This is a genomic window from Nostoc sp. 'Lobaria pulmonaria (5183) cyanobiont' (assembly GCF_002949795.1).
Lineage (GTDB): Bacteria > Cyanobacteriota > Cyanobacteriia > Cyanobacteriales > Nostocaceae > Nostoc.
In genome coordinates, this window is sequence record NZ_CP026692.1 from 3777277 (window position 1) to 3804100 (window position 26824).

The following is a 26824-nucleotide window of genomic DNA, read 5'->3' on the forward strand; positions in this document are numbered from 1 at the left end:
CCAGCCACAAGCCCACAGCCTAGTGCTGTGATCAGCGTCAAAGGGAAGCGCAAATTGTCAATAATTATCATAAAGCCTCCTGTTAATTACTGCCCAACGCCTTGTTCGCAGATGGTGTTATGTCACAATACGCTTGGGTTAAGGGTTATTGGTGTAGATGATTGGTCTTTCAAGACGTGATAAATAAATCGCGTCTCTACATCTGGGTTTTGGGCTTATCCGATGGACATGATATTATTTTATTTGCTGTTGCTCTCACAACCACCGACGCAAGCAGTTTGTTTTACGAGCGATGGCTGCGCCAACACCTCCGGTGAACGCACTGCTTGCGACAATGTATTTACAACCTTTTGACACCTACGACCCACAGACGACATTACTGTAAATTTGAAACAAATATCTTAGCTGTATAGTTTGGCAAGTCAGTGACTAAACCATCCTCTCCAGATTTCACTTCTTGATTGCTAACCCAATCTCGCCAATACTCAGCAGTTGGGAAACCTGAAATTTTATATTGATTTAGATTTTGGTCGGAAAAATTTGCCACGACGACGACATGAAAATTCTGCTCATCCCAACGGGTGTAAGCTAGCACTTTATTATCTGCATTTTCAAAGAAAAATTTAATATTGTCACTTTGCAAAGCTGGAGTTTGCTGGCGTAGAGCAATCAGCTTTTGATAATACTCAAATAAATCATGATTTTGGTCGCTTGACAATAAAGACCAATTAATCTTCTGCGGCTTAGTTACATCTTTGCTTTTTTGCTGATATTCGCCAAACTCTTCTCCCATCCACAGCATCGGTACACCCATCGCTGTCATTAACAGAGCTGCTGCTAACTTGGCTCGTTCAAATGCGGCTGCGTCAAAAATACCGCAATTGCCTAATTCTCGTAATACACGTTCGCGATCGTGGGTTGCCAAATAATTAATTACATTGGTAGCGATCGCATAACCCTGCTGTTTGGGATCTAAAATCTGCTTGAGTTGTTCTAATTCAAATGATTTACCACAAATATATGGAATTATAAAGTAGCGAAAACTTTCATGCCAACAAGCATCTAATGGGCCATCTGGCTTGACTACAGTCTTTGTATCGGGAATGTGTTCAGCAATGTTGTAAAACTGTTTGGGTGCAGCATGGTTTTTCGCTTGCTTAGTCAGCCAGTTGAGAAATTCAAAGTTAGCCAATTGCCGCACTGCATCAAAGCGAATTCCATCAATGTGATACTCCTGAATCCAAAACTTTACCACATCGCCGATGTATTCCCATGCAGGCTTAATATTTAAGTTTTTGTCGTAATTATCATAATTAAACTCTGGCCCCCAGTAATTATCTGGATCTTCAGGATAATGTTTGTATTCGTAATACCAGTAATTCCGGTCAATTAATATTAAAGGGCATTCTTCATCTGTGTGGTTATAAATTCCATCCATAAAAACGCGAATGCCTCTAGCATGACATTCGTCAATCAACCTTTTTAAATCTTCTGTTGAACCGTAACTAGATTCTGTAGCAAAGAAGTGGCGAACTTTATAGCCCCAGTTATAATCACCAGGGTACTCATTAACTGGCATTAATTCAATTGCATTAATTCCCAATTCGCAAAGATAATCTAACTTAGCAATTATCCCTAGATATTTGCCTCGCTCGTTAGAGTCAACTTCATCACCAGTAAAATCGGCAACGTGCATTTCATATATGACTAATTCCCGGTTATCAGGCAAAGGTATTTCATCGTGTTGCCAAAGGTAAGTATCAACAATACGTTGACTATCTTGAATGCGTACTATGCTATATTTTTCTGTTTCATTAACATCTGTTGCTTTGGGATCAATGATATCTATCCATTCATCAAGTGCAAAATTTGGGCTTTTGGTTTGAATGCGAAATTTATATTGATAAACGCCGTCTTCCAGTTTGATTTGAGTGCGAAAATAACCATCTTCACCTTTTGACATTGGAATTTCTTTCCAATCTGAAAAAGACCCAATTAAAGCTGCTCCTTTGTTGCGAGGAGCAAATAATGTAAATTCAGTTAAATTTGCCATTTTTACACTTTTAAATTTTAGCTAGTTACAGTCACTAAAATTATTGTGTAATATAAAATAATTTGCAGCTTCTTTCTTAAGTATTATCAATATTTTCCTAATGTGCTGGACTTCAACCAGATATTGCGATCGTTATGATTGTAGGGATGCAATGACTATCTAAATCATAACTAATTATGCGGACATAATATGATAGTTTTGCTTAATCGTCTCTAGGGTTTCTTTCTCAAAACTCATTCCATACGTTCTTGGATAAATGTCTATTTAAAGACAGTAAACGCAGTGACTTTTCCTGGCATCACATTACTCTATCTACTGGCTGATTTTAAAATACCTATCCTTGAAAGGTGGGTTGTGGGGAGTAGGGAAACAAGGGGAAAAGGGGGACAACCCATGCCCAATCCCCAATGCCCAACCAATGACTATTTACCAATATCTTCATTCCAAAGTTCAGGGTTAGTTTCAATAAACTCACTCATCATTTGTTCGCATTCGTCAAGATTAAGATCAATTACTTCCACACCGTGAGATACCATAAATTCTTTAGCACCAGGAAAAGTTCTGGATTCTCCAGCGATGACTTTTTTAATGCCAAATTGTACCACTGCCCCAGCGCACAGGTAACACGGCATTAAAGTTGAATATAGTGTTGTACCTCTATAAGTGCCAACTCTTCCAGCATTGCGGAGACAATCGATTTCGGCGTGGGTAACAGGATCGTCATCTTGCACGCGTTTATTGTGTCCTCTGCCGAGAATTTTGCCATCCTTGACGAGAACTGAACCAATGGGAATTCCGCCTTCTTGTCTGCCTTGTTTTGCTTCTTGAATAGCAGCTTCCATAAACTCGTCCATATAATTCTCCTTTTATGACAAAACAACTAGTATTAATGGATCACGATGGCGGTGTAGATGATTATCTGGCAACTATGCTGCTGTTGACGATGGATCGTATCGTAATAAGGATTACTCATAGCGTGCCTTTTTAGATTTAATCACCTCAATTACATCATCGTGTCTTTGCCCCTCGATAATATCCTTGAGATGAATTTGCCCATTAATATATTGAACGTGGATACGCCAACCTGAGACTTTATCGATATCAGCACGATAAATTGCCTGTTTCACACCTTTTACTTTGTACAGCCTCGTTTTTGGAAATTTTCTTGTTCTGTGACACTCGTTATCTTCAAGCTCTACCAAAGCTTCAAGAAAAGCAATCTTTAACTCGTCATCTGGCAAAATCTTCATTGCTTGATAAATAATGCCGTATTCATCACACAGAGTAAGGGTTTGTGCCGTAAACCAACTTACGAAATCCGGGCAGTTTCTTGATTGTGGTGGAGTAATTCTTGATACAAAGACTCTGCCACACTTTTATATGCCTTATCGAGGTCATCGTGTTTGACCACTCGAAAAAGAGTAAAAATAACTTGCCCAAAAATTGGATCTTCGTCAACTGTCAAAATCACCCTTAGTTTCTGCGAAACCCTTAGCGTGTACAGCGAAGATTCATAGCCATTAATATCTGACGGTAGAGGAAGACGACGCAACTTACGATAAACGTCAGCTTTTTTAGTTGGGAAGAGGCTGGCGCAATCATTAATTTTTTTTACCGTTGCGGCTTTTCCCTCTTCACTCAGCCTGCCAAGATCCTTTTCAAAGCTTCTTGTTGACTCAATTAGAACATCCACGTTACAAACCGCCAATTTGAATTTAGCTACTTGCACTCTGTCCTTAGCATAGTAACAGTTGTATACAGAAAAATTCTGTACATCATCCTTACGAGGACATTATATAGAAACTTTATTAATATTATTCTATGCTCAAACGTCCAAAAAAAGTTGCTGTAAAAGCTTCACGATACAATTCGTCTCAAGTATTTTTTTAATATAAGAGAGGTAGAATGATTATTATTAATAATTAATAAAATTTAAACCTAAGAAGAGAGCCGCTACAGTTCCGGCAACAGAAATTTCTCCTTGAATAATTTTATTTAAAACTGATTCTAGAGGAATAAATACAACTTCAATTTCTTCTGTAATATCTAGTTGTTGCTCTCCAACTTTGCTCACATTTTCTGCTAAAAATAAATGTATTTGATTGGTGTCTTTACTCGGCTTATCGTATAAAGTTCCGATTTTTCTAAATTCTTGGGGAATATAACCAGTTTCTTCTGTTAGTTCTCTAATTGCTGCTATTTCTGCACTCTCCTTTGTAGGATCGAAATTCCCTGCCGGCAGTTCCAAGAAAAATTCACCTACAGCGTGTCTATATTGCCGCACAAAAATAATTTCTCTATTACTAGTGATAGGTAAGACCATTGCAACGTCAGGCTTAATACTGACAAAATAATCATCTATAATTTTTCCATTCGGTAATTCTATTTCATCTTGCCTCACCTGACACCAAGGATTATCTAAAACCATTTTTGATTTTAAAGTCTTCCATTTCTTTAAGTTGTTCATAAATTAAGTAAAAAATAAAATGTATGTATAAAAAATTTGTAATGAATGTAAAAAAGTATAACAGATGCATCTGATAATTTAAATTTTGAACTTACACTGGCTTTTGCAATAACATAATATGTAAAACAAGTATGCAAATAAATGTAAATTTATTTACAGTAAATAAGAGATTTCCCTTGACTATTAGTCGGGGTACAACGGCACAGACAACCAATGTATGGGTGAGGATTTCACAAGATGATATCGAAGGCTGGGGGGAAGCATCACCTTTTGGTGTGGGTAATCATCGGCAATCAACTGATGCAATCAAAAATGCCTTAGAGCAAGTTGTGCCACTGTTAAAAACATTCAGCCCCTTACAACGTCAGGAAATTGAGCAAGTTTTAATACAAAACCAGATTCCTTCTGCTGCAAGAGCTGCCTTAGATATGGCAATGCACGACTGGTTGGGTAAGCGCGTAGGATTACCCTTGTGGCAACTTTGGGGACTCGATCGCAATCAAATAGTCCCGACTTCAGTCACAATTGGGATTAATTCACCTGAAGGCGCTAGGGCGAGAGCGCGAGACTGGTTAAAATTTACCGATGTCCGCCTTTTTAAGGTGAAGCTAGGTAGTCCAGATGGCATAGATGCAGATCAAAAAATGCTCTTAGCGGTGCGAGAAGAAGCACCTGAACTAGAATTTTTTGTTGATGCTAACGGAGGTTGGAGTTTAGAAGATGCGATCGCTATGTGCAATTGGCTAGCTGATTTAGGTATAAAGTATGTAGAACAGCCATTGCCACGGGGAGAAGAAAAAGGTTTAGCAAAACTCAAACAACACTCTCCCCTGCCCATCTTTGTGGATGAAAGTTGTTTCACCAGCGCCGATATTCCCGATTTGGCAAATTACGTGGATGGCATTAATATCAAACTAATGAAATCTGGGGGGCTAACAGAGGCAATGCGAATGGTACATACAGCACGAGCATATCGGTTGCAAGTAATGTTCGGTTGCTATTCTGACAGTTCGCTAGCTAATACAGCAGCATTACAGCTAGCGCCACTAGCTGATTATTTAGATTTAGACAGTCACCTTAACTTAATTGATGACCCTTTTACAGGTGCATTGCTAAAACAAGGAAGAGTTTTGCCAAACGATTTACCAGGTTTGGGAGTACAACATAGTGCGTCTATCACTTAATCAACGAGTAGCTATCTTGCTGCATGAAGGGACTATTGGGACTCACGGCAAAACAGGGCTAGCAATTTTACGTTACAGTGAAGCTCCAATCGTAGCCGTAATCGATCGCGAGTGTGCTGGCAAATCCCTACCAGAATTAACAGGTATTAAGCGTGATGTGCCAATTGTGGCATCGGTAGGCGCAGCCTTAGAGTACAAACCAGAAGTTTTAGTAATTGGCATTGCCCCAGGAGGTGGTGCTGTACCAGATGATTACTGGCTAGAAATCAAAGACGCTTTAGAAGCAGGAATGTCGTTGGTGAATGGTTTACATACACCAATGGCAATTATCCCAGAATTAAATGCACTGCTCAAACCAGGGCAACTAATTTGGGATGTCCGAAAAGAACCATCTAATATTAGTGTTGCTAGTGGAATGGCACGTACCCTTCCGTGTCGGCGGGTGTTGACAGTGGGAACCGATATGGCAATCGGTAAAATGTCAACTAGTCTAGAGTTACATTGGGCGTCAAAACTGCGGGGCTGGCGTTCTAAATTCCTGGCCACAGGGCAAACTGGGGTGATGTTAGAAGGGGATGGTGTGGCTTTAGATGCCGTGCGAGTAGATTTTGCTGCTGGTGCTGTGGAACAGATAGTCATGCGCTATGGCAAAAACTATGACATCTTGCACATTGAAGGACAAGGTTCGCTGCTACACCCTGGTTCAACGGCAACTCTACCCTTAATCCGTGGTTCGCAACCAACCCAACTGCTGTTAGTACATCGGGCGGGACAAGTTCATGTACGTAATCATCCCCATGTAATAATTCCACCAATACCTGAGGTGATTCGGCTTTATGAAACTGTTGCTAATGCTGGTGGTGCTTTTGGAAGTGTTTCTGTAGTGGGTATAGCGCTGAACACAGCCCATTTAGATGAATCTGCGGCTCAGGAAAGCATCGCTCAAACAATAGCAGAAACAGGGCTACCTTGCACCGATGTAGTCCGCTTTGATGCCAATCTGCTTTTGGATGCGGTGATGAATAATTAACGTGAGTTTGACGAGTGCTATTTTGACCTCTCCCCCAGCCCCTCTCCTACGAGGAGAGGGGAGCAAAAACCCTCTAATCTCGTTACTCCTCCCTCGCCTTTTAGGCTACCGTGTACACACAAGTCGAATTTCTTCTTAAATCCCAAAGATTACCTACTTAATCGCAGTGATGGTTAGGGTGGAGTAAAACTAAAGCTAAAACCTTAGTAAATCAGGTTTGGGGTGAGGTTTTGAGAATTTATGCAATAAATATATTGAATTCGGGTGGTCGTTTATTGAATTCGGGTGGTCGTTTATTGAATTCGGGTGGTCGTTTATTGAATTCGGGTGGTCGTTTATTGAATTCGGGTGGTCGTTCATTGAATTCGGGTGGTCGTTCATTGAATTCGGGTGGTCGTTTATTGAATTCGGGTGGTCGTTTATTGAATTCGGGTGGTCGTTCATTGAATTCGGGTGGTCGTTCATTGAATTCAAGCAGTGGTTAGGGTGGGGTAAAACCCAGATTCAAAGAACAACGTAGAGACTTGTGTGTACACCGTAGCGCCTTTTAGGAGAGGGAGGCTGGGAGGGAGAGGTCTGTCGAACTCACGTAATAATTAGGTGCTGTAGAATGCTTTAACCCTGAGTAGTTTTGAATTTTAAATTCCCTGAACGCGAACAGTGTATCTAAGAGTTGGGCTGACTGCTACGCTAAACTTATAGCAATGAGACACTTGTTGCCATGTCAGTCGCCCAGGATTTAGAATCCCCAGAAAATGTTATATTTCCCCCAGGGGATTTATATAGTGACGAACCGCCTTGTGAAACTGACTTGCATCGGTTGCAAATGACACTGCTCATCCAATGTTTGGAGTGGCTGTGGCAAAATCGCAAAGATTTTTATGCATCGAGTAATCTCACCATCTACTACAGTCCACGCCAGCGCAAATCAGAAAATTTCCGGGGGCCAGATTTTTTTGTCGTACTGGGGACTGAACGCAAACCCCGTAAAAGTTGGGTTGTCTGGGAAGAAGATGGCAAATATCCCAATGTAATTATAGAAATTATCTCGGATAGCACAGGCGACACTGATAAAGGCTTAAAAAAACAAATTTACCAAGATATATTTCGCACACCAGATTACTTCTGGTTTGACCCAGAAACGTTAGAATTTTCAGGGTTCCATTTGCTCGATGGTGAATATCAACCGCTAGAACAAAATCCCCAAGGCTGGTTATGGAGTCAACAGCTAGGTTTATATTTAGGAGTTGTTCAAGAAAAATTACGCTTTTACACTCGTGAAGGAGAACTGATTCCCACACCGGAAGAAGTGGCACAACACCAGAAACAACGTAGCGATCGCTAGGCAGCAAAACTGCGAGAATTAAATATAGATCCAGATACGATTTAACTTCTACGCTGTCTTGCTTGTGCCTGTTGACTCAAATGCTATGGATCTTCAGGAAAAACCCATTTTGGCGGTTCCGTCATTTTTTTGTGCAGACGTTCTTGTGCCAACTCCAGCATTTTCTCTAAGGGAGTCTCTTCAATAAATTTTGTCGTAGCTTTTCTAAACTCGGTATTGGGGCATTTATCCCCTAAAACACACCCGTTAACACAGGCTACAGCGCAGTTAATCTTTTGCTCCACAGTAAATTCCTCTCTCTAAAAGTTATGAGTTATAAGTGTGTGAGTCATGATTTTCATCTCTAACTCTTCACCGGAGGCAAAGCGTCTCCCGCTCCGCTCTTAACTCTTTACTATCAGGCATGACCTACAAGTAAATTTTACCTTGCCAGTTGGTATTTCATTAGTCTAACTACTTACCATTTAGAAACTTATGAGTTATAAGCTATGATTTTTACTCCTGACTCTTAATAAAGGGCGCTCATGTCAGAACTCTTTGCTACTACTGGAACTATAGCCGCGATCGCCACTGCTGTTGTCCCCCAACAGGGTAGTGTTGGGATTGTGCGGGTGTCTGGTTCTCAAGCAATGGCAATCGCCCAAAGTCTCTTTCATGCACCAGGGCGACAAGTTTGGGAAAGTCACCGGATTCTCTACGGTTACATTCGCCATCCCCAGACGCAACAAATGGTGGATGAAGCTTTGTTGTTGATTATGAAAGCACCCCGTTCTTATACCCGTGAAGATGTAGTGGAATTCCATTGCCACGGGGGAATTATGGCAGTGCAGCAGGTATTACAACTGTGTTTGGAAAATGGGGCCAGACTAGCGCAACCTGGAGAATTTACCCTCCGCGCCTTTTTGAATGGACGATTAGATTTAACTCAAGCCGAAGGTATTGCTGATTTAGTGGGAGCTAAATCGCCCCAAGCTGCTCAAAGTGCCTTAGCTGGTTTACAAGGAAAATTAGCTCATCCAATCCGGCAGTTACGCGCTAACTGTTTGGATATCTTGGCAGAAATCGAAGCTCGAATTGATTTTGAGGAAGACCTTCCACCGTTGGATGATAAAGCAATGATATCAGCAATCGATAAAATTGCCGCAGAAATAACTAGGTTATTAGAAACCAAAGATCAAGGTGAGTTGCTACGCACTGGTTTAAAAGTGGCAATTGTCGGGCGTCCGAACGTGGGTAAGTCGAGTTTATTGAATGCTTGGAGCCGGAGCGATCGCGCCATTGTAACTGATTTACCTGGTACAACCCGCGATGTTGTCGAATCTCAGTTAGTTGTTGGCGGAATTCCCGTACAAGTGCTAGATACTGCGGGGATTCGGGAAACAACAGACCAAGTGGAAAAAATTGGCGTCGAGCGATCGCGTCGTGCCGCCAATGCAGCTGATTTAGTCTTGCTTACCATCGATGCTTCCGCAGGTTGGACAGAAGGCGATGAAGAAATTTACCAAAAGGTACAACACCGTCCGTTGATTATAGTTATTAACAAAATCGATTTAGTAGAAGAAAGTGATAGGGAAAACCTTCAATCCAAAATCCTAGTTGCGCTGGAAGCCCACCAAATGAACGACCCAAAATCTACAATTGTCACAGCCGCAGCCCAAAATCAAGGTATTGATGCTTTAGAAAGAGCAATTTTAGAAATAGTTCAATCTGGAAAAGTGCAAGCGGCTGATATGGATTTAGCTATTAACCAAAGGCAGGCAGCAGCCTTAACTAAAGCTAAAATATCTTTGGAACAAGTACAAGCAACAATTGTTCAGCAGTTACCTCTTGATTTTTGGACTATTGACTTACGGGGGGCGATTCAAGCTTTGGGAGAAATTACCGGAGAAGAAGTAACAGAATCAGTTTTAGAGAGAATTTTTAGTAGGTTTTGTATTGGTAAATAAACTATAAAAGTATTAATTAAAAAATCAAAAGTTGCAATATTTATGTGTACTTATTAATCATTATAATATATAACAATTCTATCTGAGTTGTGAAAATTATTTTTTAATCGAACCACAGAGGCGCAGAGAGAATAATTAACATAAATTTTCACTAATGATTTAGGATTGCTATATTGTTTTAAATTTTCATGCTCCCTACAAGCGGAAGTTTACTGAGTTTGTAGCAGGTTAAGCAAAATAATTGCAGGAGTTATAAGTTATGAGTGATAAGTTATGAATTTTTAACTCATCACTTATAACTCATAATTCATAACTCATTTTCTGTAGCGATCGCTCTTGGGATATTACCAACAGTTGCCAGTTGCACTGTAAAGGTAGAACCTTCAGATAATTTACTTTTTACAGAAATAGATCCACCACAGCGCAGCAGTAATTGCTGTACAATTGTTAACCCCAACCCAGCACCACCATAATCTTCGGTTGCTGCTGTACGCACACGATAAAACCGATCGAAGATTTTGGGAATTTCGTTTTCGGCAATACCGATACCTGTGTCGCGGAATTCTAATTGGACATAATCGCCTTGATTACGGGCACGCACCCATACTTGACCTCCATTAGGGGTAAACTTAAGACTGTTGTGCAGCAGATTAATCACAATTTGTTTCAGCTTACCAGTTACACACCAAACAGATGGGAGTTCAGTCGGTACGGTGTAGGCTAGCATAATTCCTTTTTCTTGGGCTACAGGTTGGTAGGTACTGACTACTCCAGGTACAATATCTGAGAGACGCACTAACTCCAAAGTCGTCCCCTCCAAATTCTGTTCTAGCTGCACCAGTTCCAAAAACCCAGTAATCAGGGAATTTTGCCGATCGCACTGGGTATTTAACAGCTGTAAATAACGTTGTCGCTGTGGGGGTTTAAGATTAGGGGAATTTAATAACGAAAGTGCTGTCTTCATGTGCGTCAAGGGTATACGCAGTTCCTGACAGACATTTTTCAGGTATTCATCTTTAAGTAGCTCTTTGTTGTGCAGTTCTTGATTTTGCTGCTCCAATTTATTAGTGCGTACTGTGATGATTTGACCATTAATTTCATCTTGTCGGAGGAGTTGTTTTGCCAACAGTTGATTCATCAGTGCGGCTTGGGGCACGGTTGGACAAATAAAACTAGCAAGTAAAATTGAGGATGATTCTGGTGTAATCGCTTGTTGGATACCATTTAATACTTGCTGAATTACTCTCCCCTCAACAGTAGTTATAATTAGCAACGGCTGGTTTTTATTAGTATTTACCTTCCCCGATGTCTGATTTTTGGGTTTTTTAAGTGGTCGATGAGCCATAATTAAACTGCAAAACTGGGGTGATAACACTATCAGAAAGTTTTCCCGTCGCATTTGGCTATCTGGTGGTAAGTAAACGGGGACATAATGAGATGATGGGGATGAGGGAGATGAGGAGATATTTAATCTTCCCTCTCCCTTGTCTTCCCCTGCTTCCCCTGCTTCTTTTTTCCTACTCTCCTCAATCTGGCAAGTATAAATGAGACTAGACGCACCTACCGAGGATTGATAACGCGCTAATTCTGATTGCCAAATTTTATCTGGTGGTAGCTTCACCCAGAGAGTGGCTGCAATTTGCTGCTCAATGAGTAAGTCAATTTGCGCTCTTACCAGTGATAGCAGAGTAGCAGGACTGAGGGACAATGGTTTAGGAGGCGTTTGCACTCCCATAACCAGTTGATAAACAGACAGATCCTTAGCCAGAGAAACATTCATGAGTCAAGCACAACTTGGATGAAGCAAGAAATAATTCTGTCTTCGATTTTCACCTTTATGTGTGCATTTTTTACAAAATCACCACGCAAAGAAACATTAACTATAAAAAACTCTATCTAAAAGGGAGTGGAGGACAAGGGGAGAAGGGGGACAAAGAGAATAACTCATGCCCAATGCCCAATGCCCAATGCCCAAATTAAGCTTGTACGTTAAGTCTTTGCTGTAAAGCGTCGCGTGCGTGTTCTCGGTCGTCAAAATGGATTTTTTCGGTGCCGAGAATTTGGTAGTCTTCGTGACCTTTACCAGCAAGCAAGACTCCATCACCGGGTTGTGCTTGTAAAATAGCGGTACGAATTGCGATCGCCCGATCGCAAATTACTGTTGGCTGCACTGTGTCAGCTATTCCCGCCAAAATATCTTGCAAAATCCTTTCTGGATCTTCAGTCCGGGGATTATCTGATGTCACCACTGCCACATCAGCTAACTCAGCAGCGATTTTACCCATTTTTGGGCGCTTAGTGCGATCGCGATCGCCTCCACAACCAAATACACAAATCACTTTGCCAGGTATAAACGGACGTGCAGCTTTCAATAAATTTTCCAAGCTATCGGGTGTGTGGGCATAATCCACAATCACGCTAATATCTTGATCGGGACTAATCTGTACCCGTTCCATCCGTCCGGGAACTCCAGGGAACTCAGGTATTACATTTGCCACTAACTCCAAATCTAGCCCTAAGTGCAAAACTGCTCCTACGGCTGCTAAAAGATTTTCTAAATTATATTGTCCGACTAGGGGCGATTGAAAAGCCACGTCACCTTTTGGTGTATGTAATGTCCCACTAACACCATTTGGCTGGTAACTTAAATCGCTCATCCAGAAATCAGCGCTGTTGTCGTTGACGCTGTAACTCCAAACCCGTTCGGAATCCAACGACGCAATTAACTGCTTCCCGTAAGAATCATCAGCATTAATTATTGCCCGTCCTTTGAGATAATTAGGACTAAATAATAACGCTTTGGCAGCAAAGTAATCTTCCATATCGCTGTGATAGTCGAGATGGTCTTGAGTAAGATTACTAAATACCGCCACCTCAAATTCACACCCCAACACTCTACCTTGGGACAAAGCGTGAGAACTGACTTCCATTACCCCGAACTCACTCCCAGCCTTTACCGCCTCTGCTAGCTGCTGTTGCAGTTCCACTGCAAAAGGGGTAGTGTGGGCAGCAGTTTGCTCAAAACCTGCCCAACGAGTGTAGAGAGTTCCCATCAAAGCTGTAGCTAAATTAGCTTTGTTGAGTAGAAATTCAATTAGATGAGTAGTTGTAGTTTTACCATTTGTACCAGTTACGCCTACCAGCTGGAGTTTTCGCCCTGGATAACCGTAAAAAGCACTGGCTATCTGGGCACAAGCTTGAGTGATGTTACTTGCACTAATGACCACAGCCTGATTTGTGGGAGGATTTTTTTGTGCAGCTTCGGGAGAAACGATCGCAGCTACCGCCCCCGATGCGATCGCACTTTGCCAAAATTCCCCACCATCAACCCGCGTTCCTGGCATCCCAATAAACAAATCTCCCACACGACAAGCATGGGAATTCGTCTTTAAACCCCTAACTTCCACATCTTCCAAAGTTGGATAATTAGGCAATTGCTCAACACTGTCTACCGCTGTTAGTAATTCCCGCAATTTCATTTTGTGAACCTCGTCACATTCTCAATCTTGCGCTTATTCTGCATTATTTTTTTCTAATTGGCTAAATATTTACGCAACATTTGCTCCAACTGTTGCACGCTAGCACGAGGAGAAGGACGCGGCAATAATTTCTCACTTCCCTCCTCATCCTCTGTGCCTCTGTAGTTCGATAAATAAAGTACCGGCACTTCATACTCATACGCAGCAAACCAATCTTCACGAGTCGTAATATCCCTAATTTTCAACTCGAAACTGAGATTTTGGATTTGTTCTAGCTTTTCTTGCAAGCCTTCACATAAATGACAGCCGGGTTTACTGTATAAAATTAATCGCATTCTTTATTTGAGTTGGCGCAAGAAGTTATAAGTTTAGAATAACGTAGACGCTTCGGCTGGTCGCAGGCTACCGCAGAGGGCACGGAGGAGAAGGGTAGACAATTTCAAAGTCCCTCTCCCAAGCTTGGGAGAGGAATTTAGGATGAAAGCTCTTTGATTCATGAAAGAAGTCTAATGACCAAATTCTGTGACAATGATTAACAACCAGCCAGAATACTGTATTTAAGCTACTCATGAGCCAAAGTTCTCAAAACAGCCCTTTACCAGGCAAACCTGTTCAATCATATTTCCAGTGGTTATATGCCTTCTGGAAATTCTCTCGCCCTCACACAATTATTGGTACAAGTCTGAGTGTTTTGGGTTTATATTTAATTGCCATTGCTATAAGTAGAGACGCGATTAATCATATCTCTACAGACGCGATGAATCGCGTCTCTACAAACGCGATGAATCTTGTCTCTACGTATTCCCTACTCCCTGTCTTCGGTGCATGGATTGGTTGTCTGTGTGGCAATGTCTACATTGTGGGGTTGAATCAATTAGAAGATGTGGAAATTGACAAGATTAATAAGCCTCATTTACCCTTAGCGTCTGGGGAATTTTCCCAGCAAACTGGGCAATTAATTGTCGCTTCTACTGGGATTTTGGCGCTGGTTGTGGCGTGGCTAACTGGCCCGTTCTTATTGGGTATGGTAGCAATTAGCTTGGCTATTGGTACTGCTTATTCTTTACCGCCAATTCGCTTAAAACAGTTCCCGGTTTGGGCGGCGCTGTGTATTTTTTCGGTGCGCGGTACGATTGTTAACTTAGGGCTATATCTGCATTACAGTTGGGCGTTGCAACAAAGCCAAACAATTCCGCCTGTGGTATGGGTGTTGACATTATTTATTTTGGTGTTTACCTTTGCGATCGCTATCTTTAAAGATATCCCCGATATGGAAGGCGATCGCCTCTACAATATTACTACTTTCACCATCAAACTTGGTCCCCAAGCTGTGTTCAATCTGTCTCTTTGGGTAATAACTGCCTGTTATCTGGGAATAATTATGGTTGGGGTGCTACACGTCGCCTCAGTTAACGCCATATTCCTGGTAGTTACTCATTTGGGACTGTTGGCTTGGCTGTGGTTGCGGAGTTTGACGGTAGACTTACAAGATAAAAGTGCGATCGCTCAATTCTACCAATTTATCTGGAAACTCTTTTTTATGGAATATCTGATTTTTCCTATCGCCTGTCTTTTGGCTTAGACAATGCTAGAAACCTTTCCCACTAGTTCGATTATCGCTGCTGTTGTAGTTGTTCTGAGTCTATCAATCCTTGGCTATTTCGCTTGGAAAACTTTGATCACCTCAGACTTGTTTCAAAAAGGCATCAATCTTGCCCAAGCAAAAGATTACCAAGGCGCAGAAGCAGCTTTTCGCAAAGTGATTTCCATCAACTCTACAAATGACGTAGTGCGCTTGTTTTTGGGAGACGTTTTAAACCAGCAAGGACAAGTAGAGGAAGCAACAGAATTATTCCGAGAAGTGATTCGCCGCAGCCCGAAAAATCCTGATGCTTACTTGCGTCTCGCTAATATCCTCATGCAGCATGAGCGAGAAGAAGAAGCTCAAACTAACCTGTTACAAGCTAAAGATTTATTGCAAAAACAACGCCAACTAGAAAAAGCTAAAAAAATCACTCAACTGTTAGATAAAATCAGTGCTAAGTCAAGCGAATCTTAACTTTCATGAGAATTGCAGAGATTAAATTTTCTTGTTGTGTCTCCTAATTTTTTGCCATTCTCATCATCATGATGGGAATGGTTTTTATTTTGGAATTTACCAATGTCTGCCGTAATTATGTCCCAATACAATCCAACCTATTGGTTATCAGGGTTTGTCAAAGTGATAATAGCCACAATATCTTTAATTACAGCAGTAAAACTTGTATATCTAGTTCCCCAAGCACTGGCATTTTCTAGCCCCACTCAATTAGAACAAGCAAATTAAGAACTTCAAACCCAAATAGCTGAACGCTTACAAGTGCTGATAAGGTCTAGTCTGATGCTGTAAAAAATAGCACTATATATAATAATGAATATCGCTTTAAACGAGCTACTGATGGCTCCTATCGTTGGCAGCTAGCGCGAGGTTTACCACTCAAAGATGAGTAAGGTTTTGTAGTAAAGTGGTTTGGAACCTGTACAGATATCCACTAACAAAAACAACAACTTGAAGAACGAGCAGTTATGACTCGTGCTAACCGAGGAACGCGGGTTTTAGCTGCAAATATTAGCCGTCGAGAATTTGGTTATATTGTCACGTTAACAATGATTGTTACTTTAGTAGGAGCAGCAAGGATGTATACTTTTGAAAACGAAGTTCCTGTGGAATCAGGGCTGCACAATTATGGCAGTGCTTTATGGTATGACAGCAATGCTAATGAAGACAATGGGTTCTGAGTATTGGCCCAAAACGCCAGAAGGAAGGGTACTTTATTTTTTCTGAGCATTATATGCGTTTGCCGTGTTTAGCTACGTAACTCCGATTTTAGCGACGTTCTTTATTGGTGTGATACTGATGATGATGAAGCAGAGTTAGCTGGAGCGAAATCGATTCAACTGCTTCAGGGAGAAATTCCAGAATTATTGCATCAGAATTTAGAGCGTTGATGTTAGTAAAAATTAATTAGTAAAGAAAGTTAATGAAAATAGCAATTTCTTCAGCTTGGGACACGGTTCAAAGCATGGTCAACGGTTTCATAGCTTTGCTACCAAATATTGTATTAGGATTAATTGTCTTCATTTTATTTTTGTTTATTGCTAGCAGAATTAAGGTACTGGTCAAGCAGTTGACTCGCAATCGTCGCTCTGCTCGGAATCTAGGATTAGTGCTAGGAAGGTTAGCGCAGGGGGTGACAGTTTTGATTGGATTGTTTATCGCCCTTTCCATTTTGATTCCCTCGTTTAAAGTAAGTGATTTAGTTCAACTGTTAGGAATTAGCGGTGTTGCGATTGGTTTTGCCTTCCGCGATATTCTGCAAAACTTTTTAGCTGGGATTCTAATTCTGCTAACTGAACCTTTTCAAATTGATGACCAAATAGTATTCAAAAACTTTGAGGGAACTGTCGAAAATATCCAGACACGTGCAACAACAATTAGAACTTATGACGGTAGGCGGATTGTCATTCCTAACTCTGAGTTATTTACTAATTCGGTAACTGTAAACACTGCCTTTGATAACCGCCGATTGGAGTATGATGTCGGCATTGGCTACGGCGATGACATTGACCAAGCCAAGCAGTTGATGTTAGACGCAGTGCATAGTATAGATGAGGTTTTAAAAGATCCGGCTCCTGATGTACTGGCTATGGAACTAGCCGGAAGCAATGTTAACATCCGGGTGCGCTGGTGGATTAATCCACCACGACGAGCAGATAGTCTGACTTCGCGGGACAAGGTGATTACTGCAATTAAGAAAACCCTTGTTGCAAATGGCATTGATTTGCCTTTCCCAACTCAACAAATTCTATTCCACGACCAGACCGAAGAGACGGATGGAAACAGATCGCGTCAGCGTGAAGGTTGGCCTTCCGGTAAAGGGGAAGTCCCGGAGCCACATCGGATTACAGATTCTCTCAAGTTACTTGCTCAAAAGCAAGATGATGGTAATGGTAAGGTAGATTCTACAAAGGTGAATAATGAATAATGAAAAATGTCAAACTGAACAAACTTTGGGATACGCTCCACTCAAGTTACTGGTTCATTCCCTCAATTATGGCTATAATTACCACTGCGTTGGCATTCACAATGTTAATGCTCGATCGCACAGGTAAAGCAAATATTAATTATTGGTGGAGCTACACTGGTGGAGCAGATGGAGCGCGATCGCTTTTAGGAACAGTTGCAGGTTCAATGATTAGCGTTGCTGCTACTGTCTTTTCAATTACAACCGTGGCGCTTCAGTTAGCTGCTTCCAATTTTGGCCCCCGTCTACTGCGTAATTTCATGCAGGACACTGGTAATCAAGTTGTCCTTGGTACATTTATAAGTACGTTCATCTACTGCTTGCTCATACTTCGGACTGTTCATGGTGAAGGAGATGGATATAGTCGGTTTGTACCACAAATTTCGATTACGTGCGGTATTCTACTTGCAATTATTAGCATAGCAGTGTTGATTTATTTTATCGATCATGCCTCCAAAATAATTCAGGCTTCGCACATCATCGAAAACGTTAGTGATGACTTAGATAAAGCCATCGATCGCTTGTTTCCCAAAAAAATCGGACGTAGTGGCCCATTCGGACAAGAAGTTCCAGAAATACCTGAGAATTTTGACTTCGTTGCAAGTCCTGTAATAGTTAATAATAATGGTTACATACAAGCAATTGACGACGAAGAATTGCTCAAAATTGCCCAAAAACACAATCTTTTATTGCGCGTCGAGTCTCGACCGGGAAAGTTTATTGTTAAGGACAGTGATTTAGTTATGGTTTTTCCTGGTAAATTTGTTAATAAAAAATTAACCAAACAAATCAATGATGCTTTTATTTTGGGTAAAGAACGTAGCGAACAGCAAGATATCGAGTTTCCCATCGATCAGTTAGTAGAAATTGCCCTACGTGCGCTTTCTCCAGGGATCAATGACCCATTTACCGCAATTCGCTGTGTTGATAGACTAGGAGCAGGACTGTCCCGTTTAGCCCAAAAAGATTTTCCTTCACCCTACCGTTACGATGAAGATCATAAATTACGTGCGATCGCTTATGGGGTGACATTTGAGGGATTGGTTGATGGTGCCTTGAATGGAATTCGGCAATATGCACGATCTGATGCATCAGTAACCATTCGTTTATTGGAAGCGATCGCGAGTATTGCAACTTACACCAACAATCTAAAATACCAAGCAGTTTTACAGCGTCATGCAGAGATGATTTTGCGCGGTAGCCAAGAGGGTTTACCAGAAGAACTAGACCGCAAGGATGTACAAAAGCAATATGACAGTGCGATTCAAGCTTTAAAAAATCAGACCTTAGCTGAAATCAAAAAAAGAATTGTCTGAATTGGAAAGCTTACCCCGGTTATCGCGTGGGTAGAACAAGCTCTACTCATTCAATTATGTACTTAGGAGGTATATATGTTAAATAATTTAGAACCATTTTCACATTCACCAAAAAAACAAGAATTTGCTGCGATCTTTCGTTTAGTAAGTCGAATTAGTTTTTGGGTACAGTTAGTACTTGGTGGTGTTTCTGGCATTGCTGTATTGTTGGCCTGCTTTAGTCGTAACATTACCACTCAAGCAAATAATGCAGGTATAGGATTTGGCATATTTTTGGCTATTGCTAGTATTTTATTGCTGTGCTTTCGAGTCTATTGGGCTTTGCGTTATCAGAAAATGGCTAAACTTTTACAAACACCAAATTCTGAAAACCATCCCAAAAAAGAAGACGTAATTAAAAGTTTAAAAATTGGATTAATTGTGAGTTTAGTAGGGTTATTAATAGCTTTTATTGCTTCGGAAGTGACGGTTACAGTTATATTGGGGAAAGCAGTAGCACAACCTGAAGGTGTCGCAATTTATCAACCAGAAAATGTAATTCGTTCGCTAGATATTTTTGTAATGTTAGCAAACGTCAACATGATTGGCGCTCACTTTTTTGGGGGAGTTACCTCTCTTGGTCTACTCTATTGGTTAGAAGAGTAAGAGGTGCAGTATCGATCGGGGTAAAATGTTGGGAGTTTGATAATCTCTCTATTTTACTTGATGCTAAATATTCTATTTAACTGGAATCCCCTTATGGTCTTAGAGTCTACCACGGGTGAAGTTGTGATTGCAGAACAACTCAAGCAATTTCTACTAGTACTCTCTGTCTCTTTGGGTGTAGCAACATTACCACAAATTTTTAGTTGGTTTCGCCGCATCCCTTATACATTATTACTGGTAATTGTGGGATTAGGATTAGCATTCCTGAATGTGCGATTGATTAATCTTTCTCCTGAATTAATTCTGATGATTTTCTTACCGCCTCTGCTGTTTGAAGCTGCTTGGAATTTGAAATGGTCAGACTTAAAGCGGGATTTATTACCTATTTGTCTGTATGCAGTAGTTGGGGTGATAATTTCTATCGCTGGAGTAGCGTTTGGTCTTCATCAATTCGCTGGACTTGAACTGAGCATTGCTCTATTAGTTGGAGCTAGTCTATCAGCAACCGATCCGGTTTCGGTAACAGCTTTGTTTCGGGAATTAGGAGCAAGCAAACGTCTAAGAACGCTGATGGAAGGAGAAAGTTTATTTAATGATGGTATGGCGGTTGTGGCTTTTGGCTTATTAGTTGCTCTGCCGTTAGGTAATGCCAAACTTGATTTACAGTCTGCTTTATTAGAATTTTTTCAAGTAGTAGGCATTGGTATCAGCGTTGGAGGATTAATTGGGTTTGGTATTTCCTATCTAACCCAACGTTTCGACTTACCATTAGTAGAACAATCCCTTACACTGGTTTCTGCCTACAGCACTTACCTAATTACAGAATATTTGGGTGGTTCCGGCGTGATGGGAGTAGTCACCACAGCTTTAATTTTAGGCAACTTTGGCTCACGCATCGGCATGAACCCCCGCACGCGGTTCATTGTCACTGAATTTTGGGAATTTCTAGCTTTTTTTGTGAATTCGATTGTTTTTCTCTTAATTGGCGATCAAATTCGCTTTGCTGTCTTAGGAGATAACCTAAAAACTATTGCAGTCACAATTGTCGCGATGATTGTGGGACGGGCAGTATCTATTTATGCTTTAAGTAGTCTTAGCAACTGGTTAGCTAAATCCCAAATTCCTTTATCTGAACAAACTGTATTGACGTGGGGTGGGCTACGCGGCTCTGTCTCCATTGCCCTGGCTTTGAGTGTACCAGCCATACTCCCGCAAAGGGAAGAAATTATTGCTACAGTCTTTGGAGTAGTTTTATTTACCCTGTTAGTACAAGGCTTAACCATCCAACCATTATTAGAGAAACTCCAACTTTTAGGTTCGCAACCGCTACGTCAAAAATACACGGAAGCAATTGCCCGTCAAGTTGCTCTCCAAAGGGCGCTGGAATATTTAGAAACGGCACAAAAGCGTCCCGGAATTCAGCCAGAGTTTTATCAATATCAGAAGACGCTGCTTTTAGGAGAAATTACCTTTTTGCAAGAAGAAATTGATAAGTTACTTGATGAATACCCAAATTTACAAGAATTTACAACCGAAGAACTGCGAAGGGAACTACTGGCAATTGAAGCTGATACCTACGCTGAGTTTGTCCGCGCAGGTAAGTTAAATAAAGAACTTTCACCTTTTTTGCAAATAAACTATGACAGAGTAGATGGGAAGGAATAAGTCTATACTGCATAGTAAGCGATCGCCACTTAACAAGATTGTAAACTTTTTAGGTGCTATCTTCGTTGACTGTTATTTATCCTCACTTGTCGAACTTTGATTATTCACCCGACTCAGGTGTATCTTTTTCGTTGAACTGCTTAAATAGATTATCCAGAGGAGAGAGACGAAATCCCGGTGCTTGATAATCTTGAGACAGATAATTTTCTGGTATAGTAATTTGGTTCCCATCCCGAATAGCCGAATAATGAGGAGAAAGAATTTCAATTCCTGCTTCATTACACTTATCTTGAATACTTTGATGTAGTTGTGAATAAATACTCCCCATCAGCATTGGCTTATTAGTATAGGCGTTTAATTCATAGCTCACATAGAAATCATCTAAACTAGTTTGGAACACAAAAGGAACAGGCTTTGCTAAAATATCTTTGGTTGCTAGCGCAGCATCAATCAAAACTTGATGAACTTTGCGCCACGGTAAATCATAGCCAAGCGTTATTGTAGTGTGTAAAATTAAATGATAATTAGGGTCTTGACCAAGAGCGCTGTAGTTAATAATTTGGCTAGTTAATACACTTCCGTTAGGAATAGTAATCATCACATTCTTGATAGTACGAATTCGCGTTACTAACAGAGTCTTTTCCACAATATCGCCAGTAGCATCACCAATTTTAATGCGATCGCCAATCTGAAAAGCACGGGTATAAATTAGAATAATTCCAGCGACAATATTGGCAACCAATGCTGTAGAACCTAACGATAACAAAATACCTAAAAACACAGATATTCCTTGAAAAGCTGGTGAACCAAATCCTGGTAGATAGGGAAAAGCCAGTACTATTGCTAAGGCAATGATTAAAGAGAATACTAGTTTATATGTCGGTTCTGCCCACTCAGGATAAAAACCGGAAATGGATAGACTTCCATTACCTAATCTTGTAAATATTGGTCTAATAATTTTCAAAATATAGTAGGTGACAAAAAAAATCAATCCCAAGGCGAACAGTTTAGGACAATAAGCTGCAAATGCTAACCAACTTTGATAGAGAGCTTCTAAAAAATAACTAACAAGTTTAGAACTAAGCTGTTTCGTCCAAGGGAAAAATCCTAAGACTAAAGAAACATAGATATATATAACTCCTAACATTATCATCAGCCGGAGTATTTTCACTACTTTAGTTACAATATTGCTGACTCTAGATACAGGTAAAAGTTCGATATTTTGAATTCTGATGGCAGGAATTCTAATTCCTTGCCAATTCTGTAATGTAGTAATGATTTTTGGGGAAATCTGATTAAAAACTTTTAAAAATATAAATAAACCTAGAGTGGAAAGAAAACTGTAAAGTAGACCTTTTAAAATATAATTTAAACTACGGTCTTTCCTATACTTAGCGATAGAACCACTAATTTTTTTGATATATTCTTGAGCCAGTTCCTGTCTACTTTTACCTGCGGCTTTTGCATCATTCTCGGTAATAGTAAATATTAGTTTCTCTCCTAAGACAATATTTGTAGTATCTTCCTCGTCTAAACTTTTTAAAGTATCAACAGGAATAGATGGGTCATTGGCTATTGTTTCGATTCTATTCGTAACCGCTTGTGCTCGCTCCTGTGGAGAAAAAGAACCGACATTTTTTTTAATAATAAATAGTGTTTTGTCTCCCAATATTACAGGAGTACCATCTATCTTATTAACAGCTTCTGGAGTCTGATTAACAATAAGGTTTTTTTCTTGAGCGTAACTAATTGTCATAGTGGTGATAAGTAGAAATAACATCACCACTATGACAATAAATCTATGAAAAAAAATTAAATATTTTTTATTGCTATACTTTACCATAGATGGTTGATTGTTTGAAGATTATCATAAATTATAATAAAAAATAAACAACAATAAATTACCGAATACAATACAATGAATTACATAATGCAATACAACTCAATATAAGAATTTATTAGTTAGAATACCTAGTCTTGCCCGGATTTATCACAAAGAGATAAAAAAAGTAGGTCAGAAACTGCAAAAATGTATATGAAATAAGCATTTCAGCAGCGATAATCCGGGTTATCCCTGATATAAATGGCTATATGTTAATACATTAAGTGAGAACTCGTACAGCAGAATAAGGTGGACAAATTCCAGCAATTGTCTTGACTGCCTTTGCCAGTAATGATCACCAAGAAAAAGCCCTAAAAGCTGGGTTTAAGATGGATTTACCCAAACCTCTTAACCCAGAAGAATTAATTGCAGCCATTATTAAACTTATGGAAACAAAAGTGTCAGTAATTACCTAAAAAACGACTTTTTACTCTTAATAAAGCACCATCTATTAAAAATGTGGTGAAAAAGAATGTGGAGAAGTAGCAATGTTACATCTCCCCAAGGGTTATGAATAACGCATAATTAATTTCACCAAATGTATATTGTATACAAATGAACAATTAAGAATACACTTGTATCAAGTTAGCTTAATCACTTATAATTCCTGCTAGAATCCTGCCAAAGCTGTGTTTTTGCTCTCCGAAGAGTCAGTAGAGAGGGGCTAGGGTGAGGTATTTTTGTGATGGTAATCCGCCGAACTTGATATTATATGTAAACCAAGCAGGTAAGGTAATAAAAATGCTGAGAAACAAGAATCTACTGGTAGCAGCTATTATCTGCTTGTGTTTGAGTAATGGGAATACTGCCTTTGGTAAAGATGTTGGCATTATTTTAGCAAAAATTCAAAATACTCAGTCCGCAGTTATTCGGAACAAAAACGCAGTTGCTAACTTCGAGCAAGGAAGCAATCTCTATAAACAGGGAGATTTAAAAGGAGCAGAGGCGGCTTTTCGGAAGGCAATTGAACTAGAACCCAATTTTGCACAAGCTTATATTGCCTTGGGAAATACTCTCGACGATCGAGGTAAACCACAAGAAGCGATCGCCCAATACAATAAAGCCATTAGCCTTGATCCTCAAGACTCTAGAGCATACTTTAATCTCGGTTTGACTTTAGCAAGACTGAATCAGTTAGAAGCTGCGATCGCACAATATCAAAAAGCCATCAGCCTTGAACCCAAATATGCAGAAGCTTACTATAACTTAGGAAATGCTCTCTACGCTCAAGGCAAGCTAACAGAAGCAGTTACCGAATATACAGCAGCAATTCGCCTCAAACCAGATTATGCACCGACTTACACGCGTTTAGGAAATGCTCTGTACGATCGAGGTGAGCTAGCAGAAGCAGTTACCCAGTATAAAAAATCCATTAGCTTCGATCCTAACTATGCAGACGCTCACTATTACTTAGGAAACGCCTTGTACGCTCAAGGAAAGCCAGCAGAAGCAATCGCCGAATATACAGCATCCATTCGCCTCGCTCCGAAAAATCCAGCAGGTTATAATGCCTTGGGAAATACTCTATACGCTCAAGGCAAACTAGAAGAAGCGATCGCACATTACAAAAAAGCCATCAGCTTCGCTCCCAACTATGCAGACGCTCACTATAATTTAGCAAGTGCTTTTTATGCTCAAGGCAAGCTAACAGAAGCAATCGCCGACTATACCGAAGCGATTCGCCTCGATCCCAAACACGCACAAGCTTACACAGGTTTGGGAAATGCGATGGACGATCGAGGTAAACCTGAAGAAGCGATCGCACATTACAAAAAAGCCATTAGCCTCGTCCCCAACGATGCATTCACTTACTATAATTTGGGAATCACTTTAGGAAGACAACAACAGCCAAAAGAAGCGATCGTTAATCTCAAAAAAGCCAGAGAATTATTCCAAGCTGAGAAAAACAAGGAGATGGTTGAGCAAGTCGATCGGCTAATCCAAAAAATTAATACCCAAACGAATTGAATATGGGGCATGGGGATTGGGGACTGGGGACTAGCAAAGAAGCAGGGAAGAAGAACTATTAATAAATGACAAATGACAAAACAAAGGGGCAAAGTCTACCTCGTAGGAGCTGGGCCTGGAGATGCGGCATACCTAACAGTAAAAGCTGACAAACTCTTAGCTGCTGCTCAAGTGTTAGTCTACGATGCTTTAGTAGATGCTCAATTATTGCAGTGCGTACCAGATGATTGCCTGAAGTTAGATGTCGGCAAACGCGGTGGCAAACCCAGTACAAGCCAAGCACAGATTAACAAGTTACTGGTAAAGCACTGTCTGCAAGGAAAACAAGTTATACGGCTCAAATCAGGCGATCCGTTGATTTTTGGGCGTTGCACTTCCGAAATTGAAGCGTTGAAAGCATCCGGTTGTGATTTTGAACTAGTACCAGGAATTTCCTCAGCCCTTGCAGCACCTTTGTTGGCAGGAATTCCCCTCACAGATCCGGTTTTAAGCCGCACTTTTGCAGTGCTTACAGCTCACGAACCAGAGGTTTTAGACTGGGAGGCACTCTCACGGTTAGAGACACTGGTAATTTTGATGGGAGGGCGACATCTACCAGAGATTGTAGATCAACTGGTGCAGCATGGGCGATCGCACTTAACACCCATTGCGATCATCCGTTGGGCAGGAACTCCCGAACAACAAATTTGGACAGCGCAACTGGGCAATATTATAGAACAAACCACCGGATTATCCCTTTCCCCGGCGGTAATTGTAATTGGCGAAGTTGTTGGGCTACGTAAGTACTTACAACCTGAGAAAATAGATTGTCAGGTTTCGACTACAGCCAAAACTTTTAGCCCCCCTGCTATGTCAAGCAATTTTCCCCTATCTCCCCTTACTGGTAAAATGATCTTGGTGACACGTTCAGTTGGCCAATCGAGTCAATTTAGCGATCGCCTCATTGCATCAGGTGCAACAGTCATCGAAATGCCTACCTTAGAAATCGGCCCGCCCTCCAGTTGGGAAGCTTTGGATCGTGCGATCGCTCATTTGTCTGACTTCGACTGGTTAATTCTCACTTCTACCAATGGCATAGACTACTTTTTTGAAAGGCTAACTACCCAAGGTAAAGATAGCCGTGCCTTAGCTGGCATTAAAATTGCCGTCGTTGGTGAGAAAACAGCCCAAAGTCTCAAACAACGCTCTCTCCAACCAGATTTTATTCCCCCTAACTTTGTTGCCGATTCTTTAGTGGAAAGTTTCCCAGATAAATTAGATGGTAAAAAGGTTTTATTTCCCAGAGTTGAAAGCGGCGGCAGAGAAGTCTTAGTTAAGGAATTAACTCTCAAGGGAGCAAAGGTGATAGAAGTTGCGGCATATCAATCTTGTTGTCCTAGTAGTATTCCACCTGCGGCAAAGTTAGCTCTCCAAAACCGCAAAGTAGATGCGATCACCTTTGCCAGTTCTAAAACTGTACAATTTTTCTGTCAACTTACTAATAATATATTTCCCAACAACTCTGATGCTAGCCAATTCTTAGAGGGAGTTTGTATTGCCTCTATCGGCCCCCAAACCTCCAAAACTTGCCATGATTTATTTGGACGTGTGGATATAGAAGCCCAAGAATATACTTTAGATGGTTTAACCCAAGCACTGATCGCATGGGCGGCAAATTCTTAGATGAGAGAGCAAGGGAGGCAGAGAAGCATACTTCTCTACGAGAGGCTGCGCCAACGACTGCGCTCAGTAACCGGGGGAGCAGAGGAGAATAACTACTGACAAATGACAAATGACAAAT

General features: G+C 40.7%; 25 protein-coding genes and 1 pseudogene. 16 read left to right on the plus strand and 10 right to left on the minus strand.

From position 1 onward, the window contains the following. Positions 1–376 precede the first annotated feature (376 nt). From NLP_RS16525 to NLP_RS16545, 5 genes are all read right to left on the minus strand, one after another. On the minus strand, positions 377–2053 hold the full coding sequence (locus NLP_RS16525; protein ID WP_104907348.1) for an alpha-amylase family glycosyl hydrolase: 1677 nt from the start codon (positions 2051–2053) through the stop codon (positions 377–379). Between the two features lie 422 nt (positions 2054–2475). Further along, on the minus strand, positions 2476–2907 hold the full coding sequence (locus tag NLP_RS16530) for a nucleoside deaminase (protein ID WP_104907349.1): 432 nt from the start codon (positions 2905–2907) through the stop codon (positions 2476–2478). A 111-nt stretch (positions 2908–3018) separates the two neighbouring features. Continuing rightward, positions 3019–3303, minus strand: coding sequence for a hypothetical protein (locus tag NLP_RS16535; protein ID WP_104907350.1), 285 nt, complete (start codon positions 3301–3303; stop codon positions 3019–3021). A gap of 59 nt (positions 3304–3362) precedes the next feature. Continuing rightward, the gene (locus tag NLP_RS16540; RefSeq protein ID WP_199784630.1) at positions 3363–3782 is read right to left on the minus strand and encodes a hypothetical protein; all 420 of its coding nucleotides are present in this window, start codon (positions 3780–3782) and stop codon (positions 3363–3365) included. 186 nt (positions 3783–3968) lie between these two features. Further along, a complete protein-coding gene (locus NLP_RS16545) occupies positions 3969–4520 on the minus strand; it encodes an NUDIX hydrolase (RefSeq protein WP_104907351.1) in 552 nt (183 codons plus the stop codon). Positions 4521–4651: 131 nt separating this feature from the next. On the opposite strand from NLP_RS16545, the gene NLP_RS16550 reads away from it, so the two are divergent. The 3 genes from NLP_RS16550 (at position 4652) to NLP_RS16565 (ending at position 8079) form a co-directional block, all read left to right on the plus strand. Then, positions 4652–5704, plus strand: a complete 1053-nt coding sequence (locus NLP_RS16550; RefSeq protein ID WP_104907352.1) for a dipeptide epimerase — start codon at positions 4652–4654, stop codon at positions 5702–5704. Then, positions 5688–6734, plus strand: coding sequence for a DUF1611 domain-containing protein (locus NLP_RS16555; RefSeq protein ID WP_104907353.1), 1047 nt, complete (start codon positions 5688–5690; stop codon positions 6732–6734). Before NLP_RS16550 ends, NLP_RS16555 begins: the two co-directional genes overlap by 17 nt. Positions 6735–7455: 721 nt before the next feature. Beyond that, the gene (locus NLP_RS16565; protein WP_104907355.1) at positions 7456–8079 is read left to right on the plus strand and encodes a Uma2 family endonuclease; all 624 of its coding nucleotides are present in this window, start codon (positions 7456–7458) and stop codon (positions 8077–8079) included. Positions 8080–8162: 83 nt separating this feature from the next. On the opposite strand, the gene NLP_RS16570 is transcribed toward NLP_RS16565, so the two are convergent. Next, entirely contained in the window at positions 8163–8363 is a 201-nt protein-coding gene (locus NLP_RS16570; protein WP_104907356.1) for a hypothetical protein, read from the minus strand. A gap of 240 nt (positions 8364–8603) precedes the next feature. Between NLP_RS16570 and mnmE the strand changes: the two genes are divergently transcribed. Next, entirely contained in the window at positions 8604–10025 is a 1422-nt protein-coding gene (gene mnmE, locus NLP_RS16575; RefSeq protein WP_104907357.1) for a tRNA uridine-5-carboxymethylaminomethyl(34) synthesis GTPase MnmE, read from the plus strand. Positions 10026–10332: 307 nt separating this feature from the next. On the opposite strand, the gene NLP_RS16580 is transcribed toward mnmE, so the two are convergent. From NLP_RS16580 to NLP_RS16590, 3 genes are all read right to left on the minus strand, one after another. After that, entirely contained in the window at positions 10333–11805 is a 1473-nt protein-coding gene (locus NLP_RS16580) for a DICT sensory domain-containing protein (protein ID WP_104907358.1), read from the minus strand. Positions 11806–12001: 196 nt separating this feature from the next. Continuing rightward, positions 12002–13504 carry a UDP-N-acetylmuramoyl-L-alanyl-D-glutamate--2,6-diaminopimelate ligase gene (locus tag NLP_RS16585; RefSeq protein WP_104907359.1) on the minus strand — a complete coding sequence of 501 codons (1503 nt, stop codon included), beginning with the start codon at positions 13502–13504 and terminating at the stop codon, positions 12002–12004. A gap of 53 nt (positions 13505–13557) precedes the next feature. Further along, positions 13558–13839: a glutaredoxin family protein gene (locus NLP_RS16590; RefSeq protein ID WP_104907360.1), complete on the minus strand. Its 282-nt coding sequence runs from the start codon at positions 13837–13839 to the stop codon at positions 13558–13560. A 233-nt stretch (positions 13840–14072) separates the two neighbouring features. Here NLP_RS16590 and NLP_RS16595 point away from each other — a divergent pair, with 233 nt between their 5' ends. The 9 genes and pseudogenes from NLP_RS16595 (at position 14073) to NLP_RS16630 (ending at position 21194) form a co-directional block, all read left to right on the plus strand. Beyond that, entirely contained in the window at positions 14073–15086 is a 1014-nt protein-coding gene (locus NLP_RS16595; protein WP_104907361.1) for a homogentisate phytyltransferase, read from the plus strand. Between the two features lie 3 nt (positions 15087–15089). Beyond that, positions 15090–15563 carry a tetratricopeptide repeat protein gene (locus NLP_RS16600; RefSeq protein ID WP_104907362.1) on the plus strand — a complete coding sequence of 158 codons (474 nt, stop codon included), beginning with the start codon at positions 15090–15092 and terminating at the stop codon, positions 15561–15563. A 102-nt stretch (positions 15564–15665) separates the two neighbouring features. Next, positions 15666–15830: a hypothetical protein gene (locus tag NLP_RS34975; protein ID WP_234016961.1), complete on the plus strand. Its 165-nt coding sequence runs from the start codon at positions 15666–15668 to the stop codon at positions 15828–15830. Positions 15831–15904: 74 nt separating this feature from the next. After that, on the plus strand, positions 15905–15994 hold the full coding sequence (locus NLP_RS34980) for a PAS domain-containing protein (RefSeq protein ID WP_234017365.1): 90 nt from the start codon (positions 15905–15907) through the stop codon (positions 15992–15994). Positions 15995–16066: 72 nt separating this feature from the next. Beyond that, a pseudogene (locus tag NLP_RS16610) lies at positions 16067–16492 on the plus strand (potassium channel protein); the annotation flags it as partial. Between the two features lie 32 nt (positions 16493–16524). Next, the gene (locus tag NLP_RS16615; RefSeq protein ID WP_104907363.1) at positions 16525–17529 is read left to right on the plus strand and encodes a mechanosensitive ion channel family protein; all 1005 of its coding nucleotides are present in this window, start codon (positions 16525–16527) and stop codon (positions 17527–17529) included. Then, positions 17529–18884, plus strand: coding sequence for a DUF2254 domain-containing protein (locus NLP_RS16620; RefSeq protein ID WP_104907364.1), 1356 nt, complete (start codon positions 17529–17531; stop codon positions 18882–18884). The genes NLP_RS16615 and NLP_RS16620 overlap by 1 nt, the downstream gene beginning before the upstream one ends. A gap of 75 nt (positions 18885–18959) precedes the next feature. Further along, positions 18960–19529: a DUF3611 family protein gene (locus tag NLP_RS16625; RefSeq protein ID WP_104907365.1), complete on the plus strand. Its 570-nt coding sequence runs from the start codon at positions 18960–18962 to the stop codon at positions 19527–19529. Positions 19530–19622: 93 nt separating this feature from the next. Continuing rightward, positions 19623–21194 (plus strand): Na+/H+ antiporter, encoded by a 1572-nt coding sequence (locus NLP_RS16630; protein ID WP_104909898.1) that lies wholly within the window; start codon positions 19623–19625, stop codon positions 21192–21194. 100 nt (positions 21195–21294) lie between these two features. Here the strand turns inward: NLP_RS16630 and NLP_RS16635 are convergent, their stop codons facing one another. Next, on the minus strand, positions 21295–23037 hold the full coding sequence (locus tag NLP_RS16635) for a mechanosensitive ion channel family protein (protein WP_104907366.1): 1743 nt from the start codon (positions 23035–23037) through the stop codon (positions 21295–21297). Between the two features lie 311 nt (positions 23038–23348). Between NLP_RS16635 and NLP_RS34985 the strand changes: the two genes are divergently transcribed. From NLP_RS34985 to cobA, 3 genes are all read left to right on the plus strand, one after another. Continuing rightward, positions 23349–23492, plus strand: coding sequence for a hypothetical protein (locus tag NLP_RS34985; protein ID WP_234016962.1), 144 nt, complete (start codon positions 23349–23351; stop codon positions 23490–23492). Between the two features lie 325 nt (positions 23493–23817). Continuing rightward, on the plus strand, positions 23818–25044 hold the full coding sequence (locus tag NLP_RS16645; protein WP_104907367.1) for a tetratricopeptide repeat protein: 1227 nt from the start codon (positions 23818–23820) through the stop codon (positions 25042–25044). 72 nt (positions 25045–25116) lie between these two features. Beyond that, positions 25117–26706: a uroporphyrinogen-III C-methyltransferase gene (cobA, locus tag NLP_RS16650; RefSeq protein WP_104907368.1), complete on the plus strand. Its 1590-nt coding sequence runs from the start codon at positions 25117–25119 to the stop codon at positions 26704–26706. The last annotated feature ends 118 nt before the right edge of the window (positions 26707–26824 follow it).